We start from the raw sequence: 23,601 nt of genomic DNA on the forward strand, positions 1-23,601 counted from the left end.
GTCAGCCGAAACTTTCCGATACGTTGAACTTGCCCGTCTCCAGGTCCACCTCGGTCTTCAGGTAGAGATTGAGCGGGATCGGCTGCGCCCACATCTCCGACTCGATGTTGAAGGCCAGCGACTGGCGGTCCATCCGCGATGGATCGACGTTGACCGTGACCCGCAGCGTGCCGGCGGTGAGCCGCGGCTCGTAGGCGAGGATCGCCTCCCGTATCTGGCGCTGCAGCACGCTGGCGTCGACGCCGGCCAGCACCGTGCCGGTGAGGTCGGGGATGCCGAAGTTGAGCACCGAGCGGGCGACCTCCGGGTAGTCGTCGAGATCCTCGACGGCGGCCAGGTTCACGCAGTTCAGCAGCCACGCCATGTCGCGCGTCACGCACTCGCGCAGGCGCGTCGCCGAGATCACGCGCTTCTCGCGGCTCTCCTCGGTGCGCGACGGCTCGTCGTCGACCAGCCGGTCGAGCAGCGACGGTTGCAGCCGCTCCAGGGTGGTCAGTTCGGCCATGGCCCGCCCGCCGTCCCGCTCAGGTGCCGTCGAACGCGATGACGCGGACGTCCAGCAGCGGATAGTCGCCTGCATCCGTGGCCAGCATGCGCTGGCCGTAGCCCACCTGGCAGGCGTGCCCCAGGTCGACCCAGTCGGTGCGGCGCGCCAGCGCCACCGCGCCGTCCTCGGCCCGCTCGGAGCCGGGGTAGCGGCAGGGCACGAAGCCCACCGCCTGGCCGCCGTTGGCCCAGGTCACCTGCACCGGCGCCCACACCTTGTCGCGCAGGTCGGTGGGCGCCTCGAATTTCAGTTCCTTCAGGCGCGCGAACGGCACCCAGGCATAACCGCCGTTGACCACCATCTCCAGGCACGGCCCGAAGCGCGGGTCGGCGTCAGCGATCCATTCGAACGGCACGCCGTCGATGCTGCCGCTCACCGCCTCGGCCTGCTCGAAAGCCTGTTCGCGCAAGGCCGCGGCCGGCTCGTAGCGGCCTTCGGCATGGAGTTTCAAAGCCTGCAACAGCAAGGCGAGCCACTGCGCCGGCTCGCCGATCACCCGCGGCACCTGCCTCCCGGCCAGTACCTCGATCCGCTCGCGCTCGCCGCGCAGGGCCACGCCGTAGGCGCCGGCCATCAGGGCGTTCGACGGGTCCAGCTCGCCGCACACCTTGAGCTGGTCCTGCGCCCGCTCCCACTGCCCCAGCAGGGCCAGCAACTGGAACAGGAAGACCCGGCTCCTGGCGTCCGCCGGGTTCTTGCGTACCTGCTGGACGAGCAGTTGCAGCGCCTCGTCCAGCCGTCCTTCCTTCAACATGGTTTCGGATGTCATGGCTCGGGCGGTCCTGGATGGGTCGGGACGAGGGCTGCGGGGTTTGCGTGCTCGGGCCGGGATCAGGCCTTCGCCACGCCCTGGATGTCGAAGGTGAACTCCTTGGCGCCGCCCTTCGCGCCGCCCTTGTCGTCCTGCGGCTGGAACGAGTACTTGAACTTGCCGAAGTGCAGGGTGATGTTCTCGGTCAGCCGGTCCTCGCCGCCGCTGCCGCCGGTGGACACCGAGGTGACCAGCACGCCTTCGGACAGCTCGATGGTGAGGAAGTCGGTCTGCTCGCCGGTGGCATTGGTGATGTACAGCCACGCCTGTTCCACGCGACCGCCGGTGCAGCAGGCGTCGAGCAGCGCGTTGGAGCAGCCGTCCACGTACTTGGTGATGGAGATGTCCTGCACGTGCGCCTTGCCGCCGCTGGCCGAGCCCGCGCCGGTATGCAGGTCGCCGCTGTTGCTCACGCCCCACGACCAGGCGAGGATCGGCACCTCGCCCTTGTGCTTCTTGTGGTTGGACGCGCCCTCGATCTTGACCTTGCCGGCGCCGAACTTGATGTGCATGTCGAATGCCATGAAACCTTCTCCCTACGTCTCGTGTGGATGCCCGGACCGACGACGGGCTCCGTCGCCGGTCGTCGGCCGTGTCTTCTTGCTGGTGGATTTCCGCCTCGGCGCATCGACCCGGCCGGCGACCCGAAGCGGGCGCCGCCGTCCGGTCGTGGACGTCAGGCCTTCGCTGCCGACGGCAGGCGCGAGACCAGCCGCAGCGACACCGTCAGGCCCTCGAGCTGGTAGTGCGGCTTGAGGAAGAACTTGGAGGTGTAGTAGCCCGGCGCGCCTTCCACTTCCTCGACCACCACCTCGGCGGCCGACAGCGGCTTGCGCGCCTTGGTCTCCTCGCTGGAGTTGGCCGGGTCGCCGTCGACGTACTGCATGACCCAGTTGGTCAGCCAGTTCTGCATCTGCTCGCGGTCGCTGAACGAGCCGATCTTGTCGCGCACGATGCACTTCAGGTAATGCGCGAAGCGGCAGCAGGCGAACATGTACGGCAGGCGCGCGCCGAGCGCGGCGTTGGCGGTGGCGTCCGGATCGTCGTACTCGTCCGGCTTGCACAGCGACTGCGCGCTGATGAAGGCGGCCATGTCCGAGTTCTTGCGGTGCACCAGCGGCATCAGGCCCATCTTGTCCAGCTCCGCCGAGCGGCGGTCGGTGATGGCGATCTCGGTGGGGCACTTCATGTCCACGCCGCCGTCGTCGCTGGGGAAGGTGTGCGTCGGCAACCCTTCCACCGCGCCGCCGGACTCGATGCCGCGGATGCGCGAGCACCAGCCGTATTCCTTGAACGAGCGGTTGATGTTCACCGCCATCGCGTAGGCGGCGTTCTGCCAGGTGTACTTGGACGAATCGGCGCCGGCGGTGTCCTCCTCGAAGGCGAACTCCTCCACCGGGTTGGTGCTGGCGCCGTAGGGCAGGCGCGCCAGCGTGCGCGGCATCGCCAGCGCCAGGTACCTGGCGTCGTCCGACTCGCGCAGCGAGCGCCACGCGGCGTAGTCCGGCGTGGAGAAGATCTTGGCCAGGTCGCGCGGGTTGGACAGCTCGTTCCAGCTCTCCATGCCCATCAGCGAGGAATTGGCCGCGGCGATGAACGGCGCGTGCGCGGCGGCGGCGACCTGGCCGATGCCAGCGAGCAGTTCGACGTCGGGCGGGCTGTGGTCGAAGTAGTAGTCGCCGACCAGGCAGCCGTACGGCTCGCCGCCGAGCTGGCCGTACTCTTCCTCGTACATCTTCTTGAAGATCGGGCTCTGGTCCCAGGCGGTGCCCTTGTAGCGCTTGAGGGTCTTGCCCAGGTCCTTCTTGGAGATGTTCATCACGCGGATCTTCAACTGCTGATCCGTCTCGGTGTTGTTGACCAGGTGGTGCAGGCCGCGCCAGGCGCTTTCCAGCTTCTGGAAATCGGCGTGGTGCATGATCTGGTTGATCTGCTCGCTGAGCTTGCGGTCGATCTCGGCCACGTAGGCGTTGATGGTCTGGGTGACGTCGTCGGAGACGATGTCCGACCGGCTCAGCACCTGCTCGGCGAGCGTGCGGACGGCGGATTCCACCTCTTCCTTCGCGCGGTCGCTCTTGGGCTTGAATTCCTTGCTCAGCAGCGCGGCGAAGTCGCCGGCTTCGACGGTCTCGACCGCGCCGCCGCGTTCGGCCAGGTTCTCGGTTGCCATGTGCTTACTCCCCGTCCTTGCCGTCGTCGGGCTTGGGCGCCGACACCAGTGATTGCAGCAGCGCCGGATCGTTGATCGCCTGCGCGATCAGCTTTTCCGCGCCGGCCTTGCCGTCCATGTAGGTGCCGAGGTTGGCGAGCTGGGTGCGCGCCTCCAGCAGCTTGGCCACCGCGCCGACCTTGCGCGCCACGGCCGCAGGCGAAAAGTCGTCCATGCTCTCGAAGGTGATGTCGACGTTGAGGTTGCCCTCGCCGGTGAGCGTGTTGGGCACCGCGAAGGAGACGCGCGGCTTCATCGACTGCAGGCGGCTGTCGAAGTTGTCCACGTCGATCTCCAGCGCCTTGCGGTCCTCGACCGGCGGCAGTTCGCCGGCGTTCGCGCCGGACAGGTCGGACATCACGCCCATCACGAAGGGCACCTGCACCTTCTTCTGGGCGCCGTAGACCTCGACGTCGTATTCGATCTGCACGCGGGGGGCGCGGTTGCGCGCGATGAATTTCTGGCTGCTTTGTTTGGCCATGCGATGTCTCCTTGGAGAAGATCAGCCGGTTTTCGGATGCGGCCGGGACTCCCGCCGGCGCGCGGGCGCCGGCGGCGGATCGGCCGCGAATGCCTGTTCGATTCGATGCGAGTACTGGCGTAGGCCCCTTCCCCCTTCACGCACGACACCGCCCGCCGGTCATGCCGCGGGCTCGGTTGAAAGCCTTTCCATCGACTTAGTGCGCAGCGCGGCGACGGAACCGGTCACCCGCGCGGGACAAAGATTCAGCGTTCGTTCATTAAGCGGCGACGCCCGTTCCCGCGCCCGCCGGAAAGCCGGAAACGCCCGCCCGTCCGGCGCATGCGCGTCGGGTGGGACAGGACTTGCCGGGACGGGACCTGGCGGGGCCGGACGGTATGCGAGACGTGGCGGAATGAAACGGGACGCGGCGGGAAATGGTGCGTCAGAGCCGGCCCACGATCTCCAGGTAACTTACTGGAACGTCATCCCAGCGAAAGCTGGGATCCAGTGACGTAATGCCAAAAAGGAGGCGCTGGATCCCAGCTTTCGCTGGGATGACGCTTCAAGTGGGAGATACCCGCCAAAGGGGAGACACCCGCCAAAGGGGAGATACCGCGGGTTTCGGACGGATTCCTACGATTGCAGCTCGCGTTGCAGCCAAGCGCGGGCGAGGCGCCATTCGCGCTGCACCGTCGCGGGCGAGATGCCCATGGCCGCGCCGATCTGCTCGGCGCTCAGGCCCACGAAGAAGCGCATCGAGACGATGTTGGCCTGGCGCGGGTCGATCTGCTCCAGCGCCTCCAGGCTTTCGAGCAGGGCGGCGTAGTCGACCTCCGGAGTCAGCGCGCCGGAGATCTCGGACAGCTCGATGCGGTCGTTCTCCTGCGGCCGCTTGCTGGCGCGCCGGCGCCGCGCCGCATCCACCAGGACCTCGCGCATGGCGCGCGCGGCCACGCCCAGCAGGTGTCCGCGGCTTTCCCAGGCCGGCGCCCCGTTGCCGCCGAACACCTTCAGGTAAGCCTCGTTGACCAGCGCGGTCGCACTGAGCGTCCGTTCGCTGCTGTTCTGGCGCAGTTGCGCGCCGGCCAGCCGGTGCAGCGCGGAATACATCTGGCGCAACGCCTCGTCCATCGCGGCCGTGTCGCCCGCCTGCGCCGAATGCAGCAGGCGGGTGACTTCGGAGGGGGTATCCATGCGGTTCATCGGCGGCTCCGCATCAGCGCATGCTCACGGCGGAGCCGGCCACGCAGGCGGTCGACGCCGGTTCCGCGCGGGCGTCGCTGGCGCGGGCTGTCCGCTCCAGCCGGCGCAGCGCCATCGCGCGCCGGCTGCACTCGCCCCAGCGCGTGCCGGCCGGCCCAAGGTTCGCGGCGGCCAGCTGGCCTGCCTCGGCGAAATCGCCGCGCGCGATGTCCAGCCGCGCCGCCAGCAGGGCGGCGTCGAGCGCCGGGGCGCCCGGCGACGTCGCCTTGTTGTCGCGGTTGAACGCCTGCAGCGCCGCCAGCCATTGCGCGGCCTGGTCGAGCCGGCCGGCCGCCAGCGCGCTTTCGCCCAGCCCGGCCAGGCTGGCCGCATAGCTGTCCGGCGCCACCTGCCGCTCGCGCGAGCCCAGGTATGCCTGCGCCTCGTGGAAGGCCCGCGCCGCATCGCCGGCCCTGCCCTGTTGCAGCGCAACCGCGCCGAGCACGTTGAATGCATCGGCGGCATTGGTCGTGGCCCAGGCGGAGCGGCTGGCGACCCGCTCGCGCAGCTGCCGCAGGCGCGGTTCCAGCAATGCCGCGGCCTCCTTGCCGCGGCCGAGTTCGAGGTATTGCTGCGCCAGCGTATTGAGCGTGCCCAGGTAGAAGTCCGGCGAGCTGGCGGCGAAGCCGTCGGCGATGCGCAGCGCGCGCTCCAGCGCCTGCACGGCGTCCGCCGGTTGCCCCAGTTGTCCCAGCGCGCTGCCGAAATAGGAAAGCAGGCCGGCCAGGCCGGGGCCCGGCGTGCCGATCATGTGGTCGTAGTCGTCGATCGCCTGCCGGTACATGCCGACCGCGCCGGCCGGATCGGCCCGCATCGACACCAGCGCCAGGGTGAAGCGGTAGTAGATCAGCATCGGATCGTCGTGGACGTAGAGCTTGCCCGCCTCGTCGAGCGCGCGGCGGGCGGTGGCCATCGCGGCCGCATCCTTGCCCTCGGTGGCCTGCGCCATGCCGAGCACCGCCAGCGCCTGCAGGTGCAGTTCGCGGTTCGGCCGCGGGCTGGCTTCCAGCTCGGCGATGATCCGCCCGATCTCGCCGGAAATCCGCTCAAGCGGCACGTCGAGCACGCCCAGGTGGTTGTACAGCAGGTTGATGCGCACCCGCAGGATCTCGTCGGCGTGGTCGCCCGGCGCCTTCGACAGCAACTCGATGGCCTGCCGGTCGGCCGGGATCGCCGAGGACAGGTCGATCACCGTCGAGTACGCGCGGCCGAGCGCAGCCATCACCTCGCCGCGCTCCAGCACGCCGGCGTCGTAGCCGCGTTGCAGCTCGCGCGCCTTGAGCAGGAGCGGGATCGCCTGCCCGCCCAGGCTCAGCTGGTTGTACGAGCGCGCCATCGACAGCAGCAGGCTGACCCGCACCGCCGGCTCGATGCCGCGGCGCTCCAGCAGTTGCGCCGCGCCGCGGTCGAGCACCTCGCGCACGGTGGCGTGGCTGCCGCGCGCATGGGTGGGGTCGGCGTTCTCGAACAGCTCGCGCATGAAGCCGGCGATCGCCTGGGTCTTGTCGCGCTCGGATTCGACCTGGCGCAGTTGCACCTCGCGCTGCGCGACGGCGCCGGCCAGCATCAGCACCAGCAGCGCGGCCATGCCCAGCCCGAACCGGTGCCGGCGCATGAACAGCCTGGCGCGGTACCAGTGGCGCCCGCGCCGCGCCTGCACCGGCCGCAGCGCCAGGAACCGCCGCAGGTCGGCGCACAGGTGGTCCACGCTGGCATAGCGCTCGGCCGGATCGCAGCGCAGCGCCTTCAGCACAATGGCGTCAAGGTCGGCGGGCACCTGTCGCGGCGCCTGCGCCGGCCGGGCGCGGCGCAGGCGCCGGCTCGGCGGCAGCGGCTGGCCGGTCACGATGGCGTTGGACAGGTCCAGCGGCGAATCCTCCTCGCCGCCGTCGAACGGCCGCGCGCCGCACAGCAACTGGTACAGCACCACGCCCAGCGACCACACGTCCGCGGCCGTGCCCAGCGGCCGGCCGCGTACCTGCTCGGGGCTGGCATAGGCCAGCGTCAGCGCACGTTGCGCGGTCATCGTCCGCTCGGCGGCGATGCCGGCCTGGTCGAGCAGCCGGGCGATGCCGAAATCCAGCAGCTTCGGCTCGCCGTCGGGCGTCACCAGGATATTGGCCGGCTTGATGTCGCGGTGGATCACCAGGTGCTGGTGCGCATGGCGCACCGGGGCGCAGACCTTGAGGAACAGTTGCACGCGCTCGCGCAGCGAGAGCTGCCTGCGCTCGCACCACGTATCGATGCGCTCGCCTTCCACGTACTCCAGCGCGAGGAACGGCCGGCCGTCGAGGGTACTGCCGCCGTCGATCAGGTGCGCGATGCCGGGATGGCTGAGCGTCGCCAGGATGCGGCGCTCCTCGGCGAAGCGCCGCTGCAGGCCGGGCACCGCGCGGCCGGCATTGAGGAACTTCAGCGCGACCGGCTGGCGCACCTCGTCCGGGGTGTTCTCGTCGAGTACGCGTTCGGCCAGGTAGACCACGCCCATGCCCCCTTCGCCCAGCGGGCGCAGGATGCGGTAGCGGCTGCTGCCCGCGGTCACCCGCGAGCCGCTGGCGTCGGCCGTTTCTTCCGGGGGCAGCGGCAGCAGGCCGGCGTCGCCGGTGACGTCGGCCGCCTCGATCAGCCAGCGCACCTCGTCGCGCAGGCTCGCGTCGCCGCCGCAACTGGCGGCGACGTAGCGGTCGCGCTCGGCCGTATCCATGTCGAGCGCCGCGCATGCGATGGGCTTCGCCAGCGCATAGCGCCGCCTGCGAGTCTCGTTCATGCCACCCCCTGCATTGACGCCGGGCCAGCGTCAGCGCGGCAGTATAGCCCGAGCGGCTTTGCAGCGGCTTTCGTGCCTCCCGGCATGGGCGCCCCGCCTACCGCGGCGGCGACTGGGTTTACACTCCCGGGATGCTCAAGATCGACACCCACGCGCACATCCTGCCCCGGGACTGGCCGAACCTGGCGGCGAAGTACGGCGACGACCGCTTTCCGGTGATGACGCACACCGACGGGCGCCACCGCATCTACAAGGACGGCAAGTTCTTCCGCGAGGTGTGGGATTCCGCCTTCGATCCGCAGACGCGCATCGACGACTACGCGCGCTTCGGCGTGGACGTGCAGGTGATCTCCACCGTGCCGGTGCTGTTCTCTTACTGGGCGCCCGGACACCAGGCGCTGGAGCTGCACCGCCACCTCAACGACCACATGGCCGGCATGTGCCGCGACCATCCCCGCCACTACGCCGGCATCGGCACGGTGCCGCTGCAGGCGCCGGCGCTGGCGATCCGCGAGCTGGAGCGCTGCATCGACGAGCTGGGCCTGCAGGGCGTGCAGATCGGCTCGCACTGCGGCGACTGGAACCTGGACGCGCCCGAGCTGTTCCCGTTCTTCGAGGCCGCCGCCGACCTCAGCGCCGCCGTGCTGGTGCACCCGTGGGACATGATGGGCACCCCCACCATGCCCAAGTACTGGATGCCGTGGCTGGTCGGCATGCCGGCCGAGCAGTCGCGCGCGGCCTGCTGCCTCGCCTTCGGCGGCGTGCTGGAGCGCCTGCCTAAGCTGCGCGTGATGCTCGCGCACGGCGGCGGCAGCTTCCCGTGGACGATCGGCCGCATCGAGCACGGCTTCCGCATGCGCCCCGACCTGGTCGCCACCGACAACCCGCGCAACCCGCGTGAGTACCTCAAGCGGCTGTACTTCGACTCGTGCGTGCACGACCCGCAGGCGCTGCGCTATCTGCTGGATGTGACCGGCGTCGACCGCGTGATGCTCGGCACCGACTATCCTTTCCCGCTGGGCGAGCAGCACCCCGGCAGCGGCATCGAATCGCTGGGACTGGGCGAGGCCGACCGCGCCCAGTTGTTCCACCGCACCGCGCTGGAATGGCTGGGCTTGCCCGAGCACCGTTTCACGCCGCGGCAGGCACGTTGAACCCACCTTTTCCAGGAGCAGGCATGAGTTTCTTGCGTACCACCGGCTCGATCGGCACCACCCTGCTCGGCGCCCTGCTGCTGGCCGGCGTCGCCCACGCCACCGAGGTCAGCATGGCCGGCGGCAGCGTCACCTTCAGCACGCCGGACAACTGGCTCGGCATCATGGAGACCCAGGGCGACCCGGAAGTGCGCGTGTTCCAGGTGCCCGACCCCTCGCCCACCGCGAGCAACAGCCTCGCCCGCGTCACCGTGACGGTGAAGCAGGTCGCCGACGTCAACGACTTCCAGCAGTACGCCGGCAGCGCCAGCGCCAAGGCGCAGCAACTGGCCGGCTACCGGCCGGTCCAGGCGGTCAGCAACACCGCCGGCCCCAACAGCTACGCCTATACGGCGCGCGAGAACGACGTGGAATTCAGCTACAGCGAGAGCTACTGGTTCAAGGGCAACCATGCGGTCCAGTTGCGCTGCGTGCGTCCGGCGCAGAGCCAGGCCGGCCCGGCCTGGAGCGCCGCCTTCGACCAGGGCTGCGCAGCGATCGCCGCACGCCTGAAGTAGTCGCGCCCGACCGTTCCCGCAGCCCTCCAGCGGCGACCGCGCCGCCCGTTTCCGGAACCCTCCATGCCCCTGCCGTTCGAAGCCACCACCGCCTGGGCCCGGGCCCAGGACGCCGCCGACCCGCTGCGCGCGTTCCGCGACGAGTTCCTGATTCCGCCGCACGAAGGCGGCGACTGCCACTACTTCTGCGGCAACTCGCTGGGGTTGCAGCCGCGCGCCGTGCGCGACGCGGTGGGCGCCGAGCTGGACTACTGGGGCGAACTGGGCGTGGAAGGCCACTTCAAGGGCCGCCTGCCGTGGATGGACTACCACGAGTTCGTGCGCGACGACCTCGCCGCGGTGGTCGGCGCCAGGCCCGTCGAAGTGGTGGCGATGAACACCCTGGGCGTGAACCTGCACCTGATGATGGTGAGCTTCTACCGCCCGACCCGGGAGCGCCCGGCCATCCTGATCGAGGCCGGCGCCTTCCCCACCGACCGCTACGCGGTCGAATCGCAGATCCGCTTCCACGGCTTCGACCCGGCCACCGACCTGATCGAGCTGCAGCCGGACGAGCCGAACGGCACCACCTCGATGCAGGCGATCGAACGGGCGCTGGCCGAGCACGGCGCGCGCGTCGCCCTGGTGATGCTGCCGGGCGTGCAGTACCGCACCGGCCAGGCGTTCGACCTCGCCGCGATCGCCGCCTGCGCGCACCGGCACGGCTGCACGGTGGGCTTCGACCTCGCCCACGCCGTCGGCAACCTGCCCCTGCAACTGCACGACAGCGGCGCCGACTTCGCCATCTGGTGCAGCTACAAGTACCTCAACAGCGGCCCCGGCGCGGTCGGCGGCGCCTTCGTGCACGAGCGCCACGCGCAGGCCGCGCTGCCGCGCTTCGCCGGCTGGTGGGGGCACGACAAGACCACCCGCTTCCAGATGGGCCCCGACTTCCACGCCACGCCCGGCGCCGACGGCTGGCAGCTCTCCAACCCGCCGATCCTCGCGCTGGCGCCGCTGCGCGTGTCGCTGCAGCTCTTCCGCCGCGCCGGCATGGCCGCGCTGCGCGAGAAGTCGCTCAGGCTCACCGGCTACCTGGAGTGGCTGGTGCAGACGCAACTGGCCGACGTGCTGCAGGTGGTGACGCCGGCCGAGCCGGAACGCCGCGGCGCGCAGCTCTCCATCCGCGTGCAGGGCGGCCGCGAGCGCGGCCGCGCGCTGTTCGAGTACCTGATGGCCCACGGCGTCATCGGCGACTGGCGCGAGCCCGACGTGATCCGCATCTCGCCCGCGCCGCTGTACAACCGCTTCGCCGACTGCCTGGCCTTCGCCGAGGCGGTGCAGGCGTGGCATCGCGCGCGTTGACCGGGTCGCCCGCTGCCACGGCGGAACGACCCGGCGTTCCTCCATCCGCCGGTCGCGAATCACGCTAAAGCCGCGGGCCTGTACCTGCGCCGGGAGCCGCCACGGCCATCACGAAAAATCCGATGCCGAAGCGCGAAACGAACCCCATGCCGCCGGACGTCCGCGAGGCGCTCGACGCGCACGGCCTGATGGCCGCCTACGACGCCCGCCCGCCGTACCAGCGTAACGACTATCTCGGGTGGATCGGCCGCGCCAGGCAGGAGGCCACCCGGCGGAAGCGGCTCGACCAGATGCTTTCGGAACTGCGCGGCGGGAAGAAGTACATGAACATGGACTGGTCCGGCGGCCGGACGCGGGACTGACCCTTTACCCGCGCCGGACTCGCGCGCCGGCAATACGCGGCCGGCGATACACCGCCTGCCCGGCGTATGGTACGCATCGTCGCCTTGGCGAAATCCCGCGCCGCCCGCCCTGGACGCAGTGCGCGATCCATGACGAACGCCGCAGACGCACCTTCCCTCAGAGCCTGTTCAAGGTCTCCCTGTCGAACCAGAGCCCTCCTCACGCTCCCCGCGCTTCATTCCTGCGGCTTTCAACGGCCGCAGGGCCGGTCAGGCAAAAGGCGCTTAACAACCAAAGGGCTGGTCATCCAGTGCCTCTGAGGTCTTGGGGAAAGGGAAAGTCGCTGGATTCCTGCTTTCGCAGGAATGACGAGCGGGGAGCGCGAGGGGATTCCAGNGGACGTCATCCCAGCGAAAGCTGGGATCCAGTGCCTCCAGGTCTTGGGGAAGGGAAAGTCGCTGGATTCCTGCTTTCGCAGAAATGACGAGCGGGGAGCGCGAGGGGATTCCAGTCTCCCAGGTATTCCCCTACGGGGCGTCATCCCAGCGAAAGCTGGAATCCAGTGCCTCTGAGGTTCTGGGGAAAGGGAAAATCGCTGGATTCCTGCTTTCGCAGGAATGACGAGCGGGGAGCGCGAGGGGATTCCAGTCTCCCANAGTATTCCCCTACCCAGTCTCCCAAGCATTCCCCTGCGAAGCATCATCCCAGCGGCTTTCAACGGCCGAAGGGCCGGTCAAGCTGGGATCCAGTGCCTCTAGGTCCTGGGGGAAGAAAGTCGCTGGATGACCAGCCCTTCGGCTGCTGTTGAAAAGCGCCTCCTGCCTGACCGGCCCTGCGGCCGTTGAAAGCCGCTGGGATGACGCTTCGCAGGGAATACCCAAGAGCCTTTGAACAGGCTCTCAGCTTCGCGGCGCGCGCGGCCTGCTCCGGGTGCGCTTCCTGGCGCTCGCCGGCTGGCCTCCGTCGTGAACGGCGGCCGGTGCGTTGCCGCCCACCTGCTCCATCCACGACAAGGCATCGACGTACGCCATGAACTGCTGGAGATATCCGGGCGACAGCTCGCGCATCAGCGTGAGCGAGCGGTGCACGAGGCTGCCCGAGTTGAGCGGGCCGGCATTCGCGGGCACCTGTTCGAGCGACTTGCGCAACTGGCTCCCGGTGCGAAGCTCCGACCAGGTTTTCCTGAGCTCGCCGAGCGCCTCCGGCCCGGTCGGCGACGCACGGCGCAGCGTCGGGCCGGCCTCGGCGCGGGTGCCGTCGCGCGCCGCCTGCCGGGCGATGTAATCGACCAGGTCGCCAAGCGCGCCGCGCGCGGGAACGCCCGGCGCCGCTTCGCCACGGGCACGGCCGTCCACGGCGCCGGTCCGTTCGAGGTCGGCCGCGTAGGTTTCCAGCAGCCCGGCCAGCCGCGCGTCCAGCAGCTTGCGCGCCGCACCGTCGTGGCCGGCCGCGCGCCGCTCCAGCGCATCGATGAAATGGAAGCGGACCGGGTCCAGGCGGTCGGCGCCCTGGCCGCGCCACGCGTCCAGCCTCGCCCGCGCGCAGAGCCCGTGGCTTGCCTCGCGGCGGCCGGTCCGGCGGCTCATGGCGCGCCGCTTTTCGCGGCCGACGGTTTCGGCATCGGCGCCATCTCCACGCGCCGGTTCCTGGCCCGCCCTTCTTCGTCGGCGTTCGAGCTGACCGGCTGCTCGGCGCCGAAGGCGGCCGCGAACACCAGCGAGGAAGGCACGCCCTCGGCGATCAGCGCGCGGGTGACGGTCAGCGCGCGCTCGGCCGACAGCTCCCAGTTGTCGGCGAACTGGCGGTTGCCGTCGCGCACCTGGCGGTCGTCGGTGAAGCCGCTCACCATCAGGATCTCGTCGCGCGACCGGAGGTAGCCGGCGAGCGGGCCGGCGAGGCTCTTGAGCACCTCGCGCCCCTCGGGCTGCAACCGGTCGGAATTCAGCGCGAACAGCACGCTGCCGCGGATGCCGATGCGGCCGTCGACCAGGGTCACCCGGCCGGCCGCCAGCGGGCCGGCCAGCGCCTGCTCCAGGGTCATGCGCCGCTGCGCCTCGAGCTGCCGCTGGCGCACCGCCTCCTCCAGCCGGTGCGAGAGCTGCAGTTGCATGCCGATCGCGCCCACCAGGATCAGCACGAACACGCCCAGCAGCACCGACATCAGGTCGCCGAAGGCGGCCCAGATCGGCGCCGTCGATTCCGCGCCGGCCTCGATCTCGTCGCTCATGCCGTTTCAGCTCCGGCGGATGCCTGCCGCCCGGCGAGCTGCTGCATGTCCTCGATGATCTGCTTCTGCGACAGCAGGCTCAGATCGATGACTTCCCGCGCCTGCGCCACGTAGTACGCCAGTTGCTCGTCGCTGCGCGCGACCGAGCGGTCCAGCGCCTCGGCGATGTGCTGCAGGCGCTCCATCAGCGCCTCGTTCGAGCCGCCGAACAGTTGCACGGCGGCGCCGAACGCCTCGCCCAGGCTCGCCACCTCGACCGCGCTGCCGGTGAGCTGGGCGGCCACCGCGTCGAGCTTGCCGGTCTGCGCCTCGATGTGCCCGGTGAAGCGCGTGCCGACGCGGTCCAGCAGGTCCGCCGAGGTGGCGACCAGCGCGTCGACCGCCTGCCGCTGTTCGGTGGAGGCGTGGTTGACGGCGTCGAGCAGGGTTTCCAGGGTGGCGAGCAGGCGGCTGCGTTCCTCCAGCATCGCGGTGTCGCGCACCATGCTGTCGGAGAGTTTCTGGCGCAGCTCGGCGACGACGTCGGCGGCCGCCTTCGGCGCTTCCGACGCGGCCTGCACGAGCCGCGAGATTTCCGCGATGGTCTCGCCGGCGTGCGCCTGCGCCTGCGCGGACATCTCGCCCGCGGTCCGTGCCAGCGCGTCGCAGATGTCCTGCTGCCGGCTCGCGGCCTGCTCGCCGGCCTGCGCCCACTGCCCGGCCAGCGCGGTGGCCATCGAATCGAACGATCCGGTCCAGGCCGCCAGCCGCTCCCGGTCGCGCGCTTCGAGCGCCGCCTGCAACTCCGTATGCGATTCGCGCACCACGCGCACCAGCGAGGCCGCCTGTTCTTCGAAGGCGGCACCCGCCGTCGCCAGCGCCTGCTCGTTGCGCGCGGCCAGGCCGTCGTTGGCGGCGGCCTGGCGGGACAGCGCGTCGTTCCAGGCCTGCGCCATGCCGCCCGCGGTGGCGTCGAGGCGCGCGGAAACGCCATCCAGCAGGGCCGTCGAGCGCCGCTCGAAGGTGTCGGCGAAACCCGCCAGCGTGCCGCGCAGGTCCTCCGCCGCGGTCTCGTTCGACCGGCACTGCTCCGCCAGCGCCTTGTTCCAGAGATCCGCCGCGTTCGCGGCGGCGTTCCCGAAGCCCGCCGCAAGGCCGTCGAGCTGCCGCTGCACCGCCTGCGCGACCGTCTCGCGCAGCGTCGCCGTTTCGCGCGCCAGCCCCGCCATGGTGGCTTCCACCACCGGCTGCAGCAGGGCGCCGGAGGCGCGCGCGCTTTCGGCCACACTTTCCTTCAACGACTGCTGCACCGACGCGGCCAGGTGCGTGTAGGCCGCCTCGGCGCGGGCATGGAAGGCGTCGTGGCTGGCGGCCTGTCGCTCGCCCGCGGCGAGATGCTGCCGCTCGATCGCCGCCGTCATCGCCTGCAGGCGGTCGACCAGAGCCGGCATCAGCTCGGCCTGCCGTTGCAGGAGCCTGAAGGCTTCCTCGCGCCGGTGCGCCTGCGAATGGACGCGCAGGGTCGTGGCGATCTCCGCGTCCAGCGCCTGCACCGCATGCTGGCGCTCGCGCCGGCACAGCGCGGAAAGCAGGCCGAGCATGGCCGAGGTCGCCACGCCCGCGATCGAGGTGCCGAACGCGAACCCAAGCCCCTTCACCGGGGCGGCGAGCGAGCCGCGGATGGCCTGCAAATCGGTGGCGCTTTCCAGCGCCAGGCCGGTGCCGCGCAGGGTCGCCATCATGCCCAGCAGCGTGCCCAGCATGCCGAGCAGGACCAGCAGCCCGACCAGGTACGGCGCCAGCGCGGGCGCCGGCAGGGCCGCGCGCTCGCCTTCGATGCGCAGGCGCACCGCGTTGCGCAGGCTGGGATGCAGGCGCGCGAGCCAGTCACCCAGGCCGGAGGAGGCCGCCGGCGCGTCCGCCACGGCCCGCACAAGCGTGGCCGTGGCCTGCCGGTAGCGGTGCAGTTCCATGCCGCCGGCGACGTAGCACGCGCCGATCACCGCCGCGACGGCCGCGCCCAGCGGGTTGGAGCCGACGTAGCCCGCGCCGATCCAGCACACGGCGGCGAAGCCCACGGTGAACACGGCAAGATTAAGCAGATTCTTCAACGTCACTTCTCGGTTGGCGGGTGCGAAGCGCTGCGAGCAGGCCTTCGACCGGTTGAAAACGAACGTCCAGTTCGGCGAGCAAGGCATCGCGCAGGTCCTTGCGGAACGCCTCCAGCCACGCGCCCGGTGCGCTCCCGGCCGGCGCCTCGCGCGCAGCCTGGCGCAGCCGCTCGAAATGCCCCCCGAGCAGCACCGGCATGGCGGCCAGCAAGGTCTGCTCGCGCGGACTCAGCGCCTGCTCCATCGCGGCGTCCACCGCGGCGAGCCGGGCCATCTCGCCCGGCTCCGCGGCGAGCCGGTCGCGCAGGCGCCCGCGCAGTCTGCCGGTGGCCGTCAGCATTGCGCGCTGCATGGCGAGGTAGCGTTCGCGGAAGGCCGCGTAGTCCGCCTCGCCGTCCTCCCCGCCGGATGCGCCGCCCGCCTGTTGCCGCGCGGGCGGCGACCCGGGATCGCCGGCAATCGCCTGCGCCAGCGAGGCGCGCACCCGCGCGCATTCCTCCTCCTCGGCACCGGCCGCGGCAGGCACGCCGGGATCATCCGCGGCCGGCAGCCCGGCATCGAGCGCCGTGGACAGGGCGATCGCACGGTTCCAGTCGAGCCACTGGCTCAGCCGGTCCGACAGCGGCGGGCCGGACTGCGGGATGCCGGCGCCCGCGAGGCGGGCCAGCAGGCGGATGAACGACGGGCCTTCGAGCGTAGGCCGGGGAGCTTGCACCATGCGGCGGGAGTCAAAAAAAACAGCAGTTTACATGCGGATCGAGCGCAACCATGCCGCCCTCCGCTCAGGCGTCCAGCCGGTCCAGCCGCTCGCGCAGCGCATCCAGGCGCAGGTCGTTGCCGGCCCCCGGCGACACGCGCGCGGCGAGGCTGGCCTCCGGCGTGCGGCCCTGCCCGGCCGCGCCTGCGGCCTCGGCGGCCGCGCGGTAAGCGTCGCGGAACGGCACGCCGGCGGCGGCCTGCTCGATCGCCACGTCGGTGGCGTACATCGCCGGCTCGATCGCCGCGCGCATCGCCGCCTCGTTCCAGCGCATCCGCGCCAGCAGGTCCGGCACCAGTTCGAGCGCGGCCAAGCCGTGCCTCACGCCGTGGAACAGCGAGCCCTTGGAGAACTGCAGGTCACGCTGGTAGCCCGAGGGCAGCGACAGCAACTGCTCGATCTCGCAACGCGCGGCGGCCACGCTGGCGTAGCTGGCGCGCAGCAGTTCCACCACGTCGGGATTGCGCTTGTTCGGCATGATCGAGCTGCCGGTGGTGTACTCGGCCGGCAGCGTCACGAAACCGAACTCGGCGGTGGTGAACAGCGACAGGTCCCAGGCCAGCCGGCGCAGGTCCAGCAGCGCACCGCCGATCGCCTCCAGCACCGCCATCTCGAACTTGCCGCGCGACAACTGCGCGTAGACCGGCGACACCTGCATCCGCGCGAAACCCAGCGCCCGGGTGGTGTGCTCGCGGTCGAGCTTCAGGTTCACGCCGTAGCCGGCCGCGGTGCCGAGCGGGTTCGCGTCGATCAGCTCCGCGACCTGCCTGGCGCGCAGCGTATTGTCGATGAAGCCCTCGGCGAAACCGGCGAACCACATCGCGGTGGACGACACCACCGCGCGCTGCAGGTGCGTATAGCCGGGCAGCGGCACGGCCGGCTGCGCGGCGCGCTCCAGGCAGACCTGCGCGATCGCGCGGCAATGCGTTTGCAGCTCGGCCAGCTTGTCCTTCAGCCACAGCCGCGTGGCGACCAGGATCTGGTCGTTGCGGCTGCGCCCGGTGTGCACGCGACGGCCGGCATCGCCGAGGCGCTCGGTGAGGCGCGCCTCGATCGCCGAGTGGCCGTCCTCGTAGCGGTCGTCCAGCACGAAGGCGCCGCCGGCGAAATCGGCCGCCAGCGCGTCCAGCTCGCGCTTCAGGGCGGCGGCCTCGTCGGCGCTCACTACGCCGATGTTGGCCAGCCCCTCGACGTGCGCCTTGCTGGCGGCGATGTCGTGCAGGAAGAACTCGCGGTCCAGCAGCACGTCGTCGCCGGCGAGGAAACGCATGATGCGGGCGTCGATCTTGACGTCGGATTTTTGCCACAGCGGCTGGGTCATGGACGTGTCCTGCGCATGGAGTTGAGCCTGTCGTGCCGGGGAAGACGGCGACGGCGCCCTGCGGCGCCGTCGTCGCGCAACCGCGCCGCGCTCAGTGCGCCTCGGCGCCCGGCGCGTGCGCGTGGCCGTGCTTGATCTCTTCCTCGGTGCCGTCGCGCACTTCGTTGACGGTGACGTCGAAGTGCAGCGTCTTGCCGGCCATCGGGTGGTTGAGGTCGACGTCGACCGTGCTCATGCCGACCTTGTGCACCACCACCACGCGGTGGCCGCCTTCCTTCAGCGCCAGCACCGTGGTCATGCCCGGCTTGAGCCTGGCCGCCTGCTGGAAATACTTCTTCGGCACGCGCTGGATCATGCCCTCCTGGCGCTCGCCGTAGCCGTCGGCCGGGGCGATCTCCGCCTGCAGCGACTCGCCCGCCTCGCGGCCTTCCAGCGCGGCTTCCAGGCCCGGGATGAGCTGGCCGTGGCCGAGCAGCACCCACAGCGCCTCGTCGCGGTCGCGCGAGCTCTCCACCTTCTCGCCGTCCACCGTGAGCGTGTAGTGGAGGGAGATGACCTTGTCCTTGCCAGCCTTCATTGCCTGTCTCGTCGTCGGGTTGCAAACGGCGGATTCTACCAGCGTCCCGCTCAGGAACGGGACCGGCCGAAGCCCACGCCGCGCGCCTCCGGCCCCAGCCAGGCCAGCGCCGCCAGCACCACCGCCACCGCGGCGATCCACAGCGACATGGCGAAGGCGAAGTCGCCGCCGTGCCTATGGGCGATCCAGCTCTGCGCGGTGGCGGTGATCGCGGCCAGCAGGTTGCCCATCTGGTAGGCGAAGCCCGGCAGGGTGCCGCGCACGTGGTCCGGCGCCAGCTCGTTCAGGTGGGTCGGCACCACGCCCCAGGCGCCCTGCACCATCACCTGGATCAGGAAGGCGCCCAGCCCGAGCAGCAGCAGCGAGCCGCCGTACATCCACAGCGGGATCACCGGGATCGCCAGCAGCGCCGCGATGACCATCGCCCTGCGCCGGCCGATGCGCTCCGACAGCGCGCCGAAATACAGCCCGCCCGCCAGCGCGCCGAGGTTGAGCAGCGCGGTGAGCAGGAAGGCGGTGCCGGAACCGGCGGGAATCTGCAGGTTGGTCTGCAGGAAGGTCGGGTACATGTCCTGCGAGCCGTGGCTGAACATGTTGAAGGCCGCCATCAGCAGCATCAGGTAGAGCGCCAGCTTCCAGTGTCCGCGCATCGATTCGAGCACGCCCGGCCGCGGGCCGTTCCGCTGATGCTCCCGCCACACCGGCGACTCGGGCACCTTGCGGCGGATGTACAGCACCAGCAGCGCCGGCAGCGCGCCCACCACGAACAGGCCGCGCCAGCCGATGTGGTCCACCAGCAGCCAGTTCGCCAGCGCACCGAGGAAGAAGCCGCAGGGATAGCCGCTCTGCAGCAGGCCCGACACCAGCCCGCGCGTCTTCGGCGGGATCGACTCCATCGCCAGCGATGCGCCGATGCCCCACTCGCCGCCCATCGCGATGCCGAACAGGAAGCGCAGCACCAGCAGGGCCGTCAGCGAAGGCGCGAACGCGGTGGCCAGTTCGAACACCGAGAACAGGATCACGTCGATCATCAGGATCGGCCGGCGCCCGAAGCGGTCGGCCAGCCGGCCGAACAGCAGCGCGCCGAGCGGCCGCGCCGCCAGGGTCAGGAACAGGCCATAGGTGACCTCGGCCTTCTCCACCCCGAACTCCTTCGAGATCGCCACGATCACGAAGGTCAGCAGGAAATAGTCGAACGCATCCAGGGTCCAGCCGAGAAAGCTGGCGAGCACGGTATGGCGTTGCGCGTGGTCCAGCTCACGCAAGGGCGACAGGAGGGTCATGGGCGGTTCCGTCGGGATGGGCGACGCAAGCATGCCAGCCTCTCCGGCGGCTTGCCCGGCGACAGTTGACATTACCGAATCGGCCGCTGCACAGTCCCGGTCATCCATGGGCCGCTCCGGAACGACCCGGCGCCGGCCCGCCGCGAGGCGCTCGCAAACTGCAGTTCGAGGGGGACAGGCATGACGGCGCACCGATCTTCGTGGCTATTCGCCGCGATCCTTGCAGGCTTGTCGCTGGGCATGTCCGCCGCCGCGCAGGACCACCCGCAGAAAGGCGTGAGCGTCGGAAAGATGGAGCAGCTTCGGGACCGCGCCGAGGCCACCCGCGACGATGCCCTGACCCGCCGGGAGCTGGAGAGCATGAGCCAGGCCCGGGGCGTGACTTCGCAATTGATGACCGACATCTTCCTGGCCCTCGACGCCAACGGCAACGGCCGGCTCGAACGTTCGGAGCTCCCGCCCCAGTTGCGCGTGCTGCGCGCGGACTTCGGCCACTACGACCGCGACCGCGACATGCGCCTGTCCTATTCGGAGTTCGCCGACTTCATGGACGTCGCCCCGCCCGAAACCGTCCAGGACCTGAAGGCGCTCACGTCGCGGCAGGCGTCGTCCGAAACCGAGGTGTCCGCACGGCGCCCATCGACACCGGGAAAGCGGAGCAAACCGTCCACCGGAAAGCCCGGCGCAAACTAACCGCCGCGCCTTGCATCCATTCGCCGGGCCGAGCGAGGCGACATCGCGTCGCTACCGGGCCACGGCGAACCTGGCCGCTGCCGTCCGGGGAATGACCGGAGGGTTCGCGCTTTCCCCTGTCGGATAGTCGCGCCACGACCCGATACCGTGGCGTGCCCATGCGAATACAGTGCGATGGCGCAAGCGCGCGGCATGCACGCCGACGCGTGGATTTGCGCGCATCCAACACTCCGCTCACGGCCCGGCCACGGCCCTGCCGCGACACTTGCCCTCCCCCACCCCCAGGAGGCTCTCATGCAAGGCCTACGTTTCCGATGCCACGCACTCGCAATGCTGCTCGGCCTGCCGCTGGCCGCCGCCGGCGCACAGGAGGCTCCACCGCAAAGCCCTCCCCCCCAGCAGCCGCAGCCCACGACGATGACGCCCGCCACCCCGACCACCAACCAGGTCCAGGTGCCCGGCTTCGGCGACCTCGACAAGGCGCATCGCGGCTATCTCGACCGCAGCGACATTCCGAAGGACGTGGAAAGCCTGCGGGATCTGCGGATGCACTTCAACGATGCGGACCTCAACCACGACGGGCTCCTGACACCCGACGAGTACGGCGCCTACACCGGCCCGAAGGCGCCGGGACAGGCGCACTGACCGTCGGCGCACCGGCCTGGACCCGCGCCGGTCCGGCCCGCGCCCACCCGGCCACGGAAGGCCGGTCCGCGTGCCGGCGGCGCATGGCGTGCTACAACGGGAGCCTGCGAACGACGCTTGCCAGGAGTCCCGCCGCCGCATGACGCGCCTCGACCGCCGCGCCCACCGACGCATCGCCTCGCGTTTCGCGACCCGCTCGCAACGCTGCTACGTGCGCAACAAGCTCGCCGGCGACCCGCTGTACGCCGCGGCCGCGCAAGCCTTCGCCACCGCGCTGCCGCTGCCCCTGCTCGACGTGGGCTGCGGCATGGGCCTGCTCGGCCACTACCTGGATGCCTGCGGCGTGCTGCACGGCTACCTCGGCATCGATCACGACGAACGCAAGATCGCCGCGGGCCTGCATGCCGCGGGGCAGGCCGGGAACACGCTGCAACTGCGGCGCGCCGACGTCGCCGGGCTGGCGGATTTCCGCGGCCACGTCGCCCTGCTCGACGTGCTGCACTACCTGCCGGCGGCGCGGCAGGCGCCCCTGCTCGCCCTGCTCGCCGGCTGCCTCGTGCCGGGCGGCCGGCTGGTGATCCGCAACGTGCTGCGCGAGCGGCATTGGCGCTTCCACGCCACCGTGCTGGAAGAGCGCCTGCTGCACGCCTCCGGCTGGATGCGCAGGCTGCCCACCCACTATCCCTCGGCCGAGGAGATCCTGGCGCCGCTGCGCGAAGCCGGGCTCGCCCTGCGCATCGCGCCGCTATGGGGCTACACCCCGTTCAACAGCTACCTGGTCGTGGCGACGCGGCCGGCCTGAACCGGCCATCCGCACCGGGGGCATACGGCGGGCCGCGGACCGGCTATACTGCGCGCCGGCGGCACTCGCCGCCCCTTTCCCCGAAACACTGCAACGCGGTTCTGAAAGAACGCTCCGGGTTGCCTCAAGGAGTCGTTCCATGTCTTTCGAATCGCTGGGCCTCGCGCCCGCGTTGCTGCGTGCGCTCGCCGAACAGGGCTACGCCGAACCCACCCCGATCCAGGCCGGCGCCATCCCGCCGGTGCTGGAAGGCCGCGATGTGCTGGCCGCCGCGCAGACCGGCACCGGCAAGACCGCCGCCTTCGCGCTGCCGCTGCTGCAGAGGATGTCGCAGGGCCGCGAGACGCAGACCCGTCGCCCGCGCGCCCTGGTGCTCACCCCCACCCGCGAGCTGGCCGCCCAGGTGCACGAAAACCTGCGCGACTACGGCAAGCACCTGCGCGTCAGCAGCACCACCATCTTCGGCGGCGTGGGCATGGGCCCGCAGGTGCAGGTGCTGCGCCGCGGCGTGGACGTGGTGATCGCCACGCCCGGCCGCCTGATCGACCACATGCAGCAGCGCAGCGTGGACCTCTCCGGCATCGAGGTGCTGGTGCTGGACGAGGCCGACCGCATGCTCGACATGGGCTTCCTGCCGGCGATCAGGCGCATCCTCGGCGCGCTGCCGAAGCAGCGCCAGACCCTGCTGTTCTCGGCCACCTTCGCCCCGCCCATCAAGGCGCTGGCGCTGGACTTCATGCGCGACCCGCGCGAGGTCTCGGTGACCCCGCCGAACACCGTGGCGCCGCTGGTCAGCCACCGCGTGCACCCGGTCGACGCCTCGCGCAAGCGCGACCTGCTGCTGCACCTGCTGTCGCAGGACAGCCGCCGGCAGAGCCTGGTGTTCAGCCGCACCAAGCACGGCGCCGACAAGCTGGTGAAGTTCCTGGAAGTGTCCGGCATGCGCGCCGCGGCGATCCACGGCAACAAGAGCCAGAACGCGCGCACCCGCGCGCTCAGCGACTTCAAGAGCGGCCGCGTCACCGTGCTGGTGGCCACCGACATCGCCGCGCGCGGCATCGACATCGACCAGTTGCCGATCGTGATCAACCACGACCTGCCGATGGTGGCCGAGGACTACGTGCACCGCATCGGCCGCACCGGCCGCGCCGGCGCCGAGGGCCTGGCGGTGTCGCTGGTCAGCCACGACGAGTCCGGCCTGCTGCGCGACATCCGCAAGCTGCTCGACCAGGACATCGCGATCACCGACGTGGCCGGCTACGAGCCGTCGGCCCCGCTGCGGCTGGATGCCGGCGCACCCCGGCCGAAGCAGGGCCAGCGGCAGTCCAGCGCACCGCGTCCGGCGCGCGGCGGCAACGGCCACGGCGGGCAGCCTGCCCACGGCCGCACCGGCGGCAACCGTGGCGGCAACGGCGCTGCCGCCGCCGCGAACGGCAACAACGCGGGCCGCAGCCGCGGCCGGCGCCGTGGCGGCCGCGGCCAGGGCGCCGGCCAGGCGCACTGAAGCCGAGGGCGATCCGACCGCTCCCACTGACCCGTCACTCCTGCGCAAGCGGGAATCCAGTGCCTTGGAGTTTGCTAGAACTGCGAAGTCACCTGCCCCGAAGGCACTGGACCCCAGCCTCCGCTGGGGTGACGGCATGGTGGTTGGCCGAGACCACAGTCCGGAATACCGCGCGGGCAACGCAAGTAACTCGCGTCATCCCTCCACCACCCGTCATTCCTGCGAAAGCAGGAATCCAGTGCCTTGGTATTCGCTGAGCCGCGAAG

General features: G+C 70.7%; 22 protein-coding genes. 8 read left to right on the forward strand and 14 right to left on the reverse strand.

The features are described 5' to 3' along the window. Position 1 precedes the first annotated feature (1 nt). From tssE to ASG87_RS16035, 7 genes are all read right to left on the reverse strand, one after another. The gene (gene tssE / locus ASG87_RS16005) at positions 2-505 is read right to left on the reverse strand and encodes a type VI secretion system baseplate subunit TssE (RefSeq protein ID WP_056007494.1); all 504 of its coding nucleotides are present in this window, start codon (positions 503-505) and stop codon (positions 2-4) included. A 19-nt stretch (positions 506-524) separates the two neighbouring features. Further along, positions 525-1,316, reverse strand: coding sequence for a type VI secretion system accessory protein TagJ (locus ASG87_RS16010; RefSeq protein WP_056007497.1), 792 nt, complete (start codon positions 1,314-1,316; stop codon positions 525-527). 62 nt (positions 1,317-1,378) lie between these two features. Next, complete coding sequence (locus ASG87_RS16015) at positions 1,379-1,882, reverse strand: type VI secretion system tube protein Hcp (protein ID WP_056007499.1); 504 nt, start codon at positions 1,880-1,882, stop codon at positions 1,379-1,381. A gap of 152 nt (positions 1,883-2,034) precedes the next feature. Further along, complete coding sequence (gene tssC / locus ASG87_RS16020; protein ID WP_056007502.1) at positions 2,035-3,528, reverse strand: type VI secretion system contractile sheath large subunit; 1,494 nt, start codon at positions 3,526-3,528, stop codon at positions 2,035-2,037. A 4-nt stretch (positions 3,529-3,532) separates the two neighbouring features. Then, positions 3,533-4,048, reverse strand: coding sequence for a type VI secretion system contractile sheath small subunit (tssB, locus tag ASG87_RS16025; RefSeq protein WP_056007505.1), 516 nt, complete (start codon positions 4,046-4,048; stop codon positions 3,533-3,535). A gap of 615 nt (positions 4,049-4,663) precedes the next feature. Continuing rightward, positions 4,664-5,224 carry an ECF-type sigma factor gene (locus tag ASG87_RS16030; protein WP_235499672.1) on the reverse strand — a complete coding sequence of 187 codons (561 nt, stop codon included), beginning with the start codon at positions 5,222-5,224 and terminating at the stop codon, positions 4,664-4,666. A gap of 22 nt (positions 5,225-5,246) precedes the next feature. Further along, the gene (locus ASG87_RS16035) at positions 5,247-8,039 is read right to left on the reverse strand and encodes a serine/threonine-protein kinase (RefSeq protein ID WP_056007510.1); all 2,793 of its coding nucleotides are present in this window, start codon (positions 8,037-8,039) and stop codon (positions 5,247-5,249) included. Positions 8,040-8,170: 131 nt separating this feature from the next. Here ASG87_RS16035 and ASG87_RS16040 point away from each other — a divergent pair, with 131 nt between their 5' ends. The 4 genes from ASG87_RS16040 (at position 8,171) to ASG87_RS16055 (ending at position 11,456) form a co-directional block, all read left to right on the forward strand. After that, positions 8,171-9,193 carry an amidohydrolase family protein gene (locus ASG87_RS16040; RefSeq protein ID WP_056007517.1) on the forward strand — a complete coding sequence of 341 codons (1,023 nt, stop codon included), beginning with the start codon at positions 8,171-8,173 and terminating at the stop codon, positions 9,191-9,193. Positions 9,194-9,216: 23 nt separating this feature from the next. Next, a complete protein-coding gene (locus tag ASG87_RS16045) occupies positions 9,217-9,750 on the forward strand; it encodes a hypothetical protein (protein WP_056007520.1) in 534 nt (177 codons plus the stop codon). A 63-nt stretch (positions 9,751-9,813) separates the two neighbouring features. After that, positions 9,814-11,094, forward strand: a complete 1,281-nt coding sequence (gene kynU, locus ASG87_RS16050) for a kynureninase (protein WP_056007523.1) — start codon at positions 9,814-9,816, stop codon at positions 11,092-11,094. A gap of 122 nt (positions 11,095-11,216) precedes the next feature. Beyond that, on the forward strand, positions 11,217-11,456 hold the full coding sequence (locus ASG87_RS16055) for a YdeI/OmpD-associated family protein (RefSeq protein WP_056007525.1): 240 nt from the start codon (positions 11,217-11,219) through the stop codon (positions 11,454-11,456). Between the two features lie 879 nt (positions 11,457-12,335). Here ASG87_RS16055 and ASG87_RS16060 read toward each other — a convergent pair. The 7 genes from ASG87_RS16060 to ASG87_RS16090 all read right to left on the reverse strand — a co-directional run bounded on the left by ASG87_RS16060 (position 12,336) and on the right by ASG87_RS16090 (position 19,691). Beyond that, positions 12,336-13,022 carry a DUF2894 domain-containing protein gene (locus tag ASG87_RS16060; RefSeq protein ID WP_056007528.1) on the reverse strand — a complete coding sequence of 229 codons (687 nt, stop codon included), beginning with the start codon at positions 13,020-13,022 and terminating at the stop codon, positions 12,336-12,338. Then, a complete protein-coding gene (locus ASG87_RS16065; RefSeq protein ID WP_056007531.1) occupies positions 13,019-13,663 on the reverse strand; it encodes an OmpA family protein in 645 nt (214 codons plus the stop codon). The genes ASG87_RS16060 and ASG87_RS16065 overlap by 4 nt, the downstream gene beginning before the upstream one ends. After that, positions 13,660-15,753, reverse strand: coding sequence for a DUF802 domain-containing protein (locus ASG87_RS16070; protein WP_056007534.1), 2,094 nt, complete (start codon positions 15,751-15,753; stop codon positions 13,660-13,662). The genes ASG87_RS16065 and ASG87_RS16070 overlap by 4 nt, the downstream gene beginning before the upstream one ends. Next, positions 15,737-16,471 carry a DUF3348 domain-containing protein gene (locus ASG87_RS16075; RefSeq protein WP_056007537.1) on the reverse strand — a complete coding sequence of 245 codons (735 nt, stop codon included), beginning with the start codon at positions 16,469-16,471 and terminating at the stop codon, positions 15,737-15,739. Before ASG87_RS16075 ends, ASG87_RS16070 begins: the two co-directional genes overlap by 17 nt. A gap of 64 nt (positions 16,472-16,535) precedes the next feature. Then, positions 16,536-17,831, reverse strand: coding sequence for an argininosuccinate lyase (gene argH, locus ASG87_RS16080; RefSeq protein WP_056007540.1), 1,296 nt, complete (start codon positions 17,829-17,831; stop codon positions 16,536-16,538). Positions 17,832-17,922: 91 nt separating this feature from the next. Beyond that, positions 17,923-18,408, reverse strand: coding sequence for a peptidylprolyl isomerase (locus ASG87_RS16085; RefSeq protein WP_056007543.1), 486 nt, complete (start codon positions 18,406-18,408; stop codon positions 17,923-17,925). 50 nt (positions 18,409-18,458) lie between these two features. Beyond that, positions 18,459-19,691: an MFS transporter gene (locus tag ASG87_RS16090; protein ID WP_056007545.1), complete on the reverse strand. Its 1,233-nt coding sequence runs from the start codon at positions 19,689-19,691 to the stop codon at positions 18,459-18,461. Positions 19,692-19,871: 180 nt separating this feature from the next. On the opposite strand from ASG87_RS16090, the gene ASG87_RS16095 reads away from it, so the two are divergent. The 4 genes from ASG87_RS16095 to ASG87_RS16110 all read left to right on the forward strand — a co-directional run bounded on the left by ASG87_RS16095 (position 19,872) and on the right by ASG87_RS16110 (position 23,335). Beyond that, positions 19,872-20,384, forward strand: coding sequence for a hypothetical protein (locus tag ASG87_RS16095; protein ID WP_157511132.1), 513 nt, complete (start codon positions 19,872-19,874; stop codon positions 20,382-20,384). Between the two features lie 330 nt (positions 20,385-20,714). After that, positions 20,715-21,029 (forward strand): EF-hand domain-containing protein, encoded by a 315-nt coding sequence (locus tag ASG87_RS16100; RefSeq protein ID WP_056007551.1) that lies wholly within the window; start codon positions 20,715-20,717, stop codon positions 21,027-21,029. Between the two features lie 139 nt (positions 21,030-21,168). Then, entirely contained in the window at positions 21,169-21,831 is a 663-nt protein-coding gene (locus ASG87_RS16105) for a class I SAM-dependent methyltransferase (protein ID WP_056007554.1), read from the forward strand. A 139-nt stretch (positions 21,832-21,970) separates the two neighbouring features. Beyond that, positions 21,971-23,335: a DEAD/DEAH box helicase gene (locus ASG87_RS16110; protein ID WP_056007557.1), complete on the forward strand. Its 1,365-nt coding sequence runs from the start codon at positions 21,971-21,973 to the stop codon at positions 23,333-23,335. Positions 23,336-23,601 lie beyond the last annotated feature (266 nt).

Origin of the sequence: Frateuria sp. Soil773, from assembly GCF_001428405.1 — a bacterium.
Taxonomy (GTDB): domain Bacteria; phylum Pseudomonadota; class Gammaproteobacteria; order Xanthomonadales; family Rhodanobacteraceae; genus LMSL01.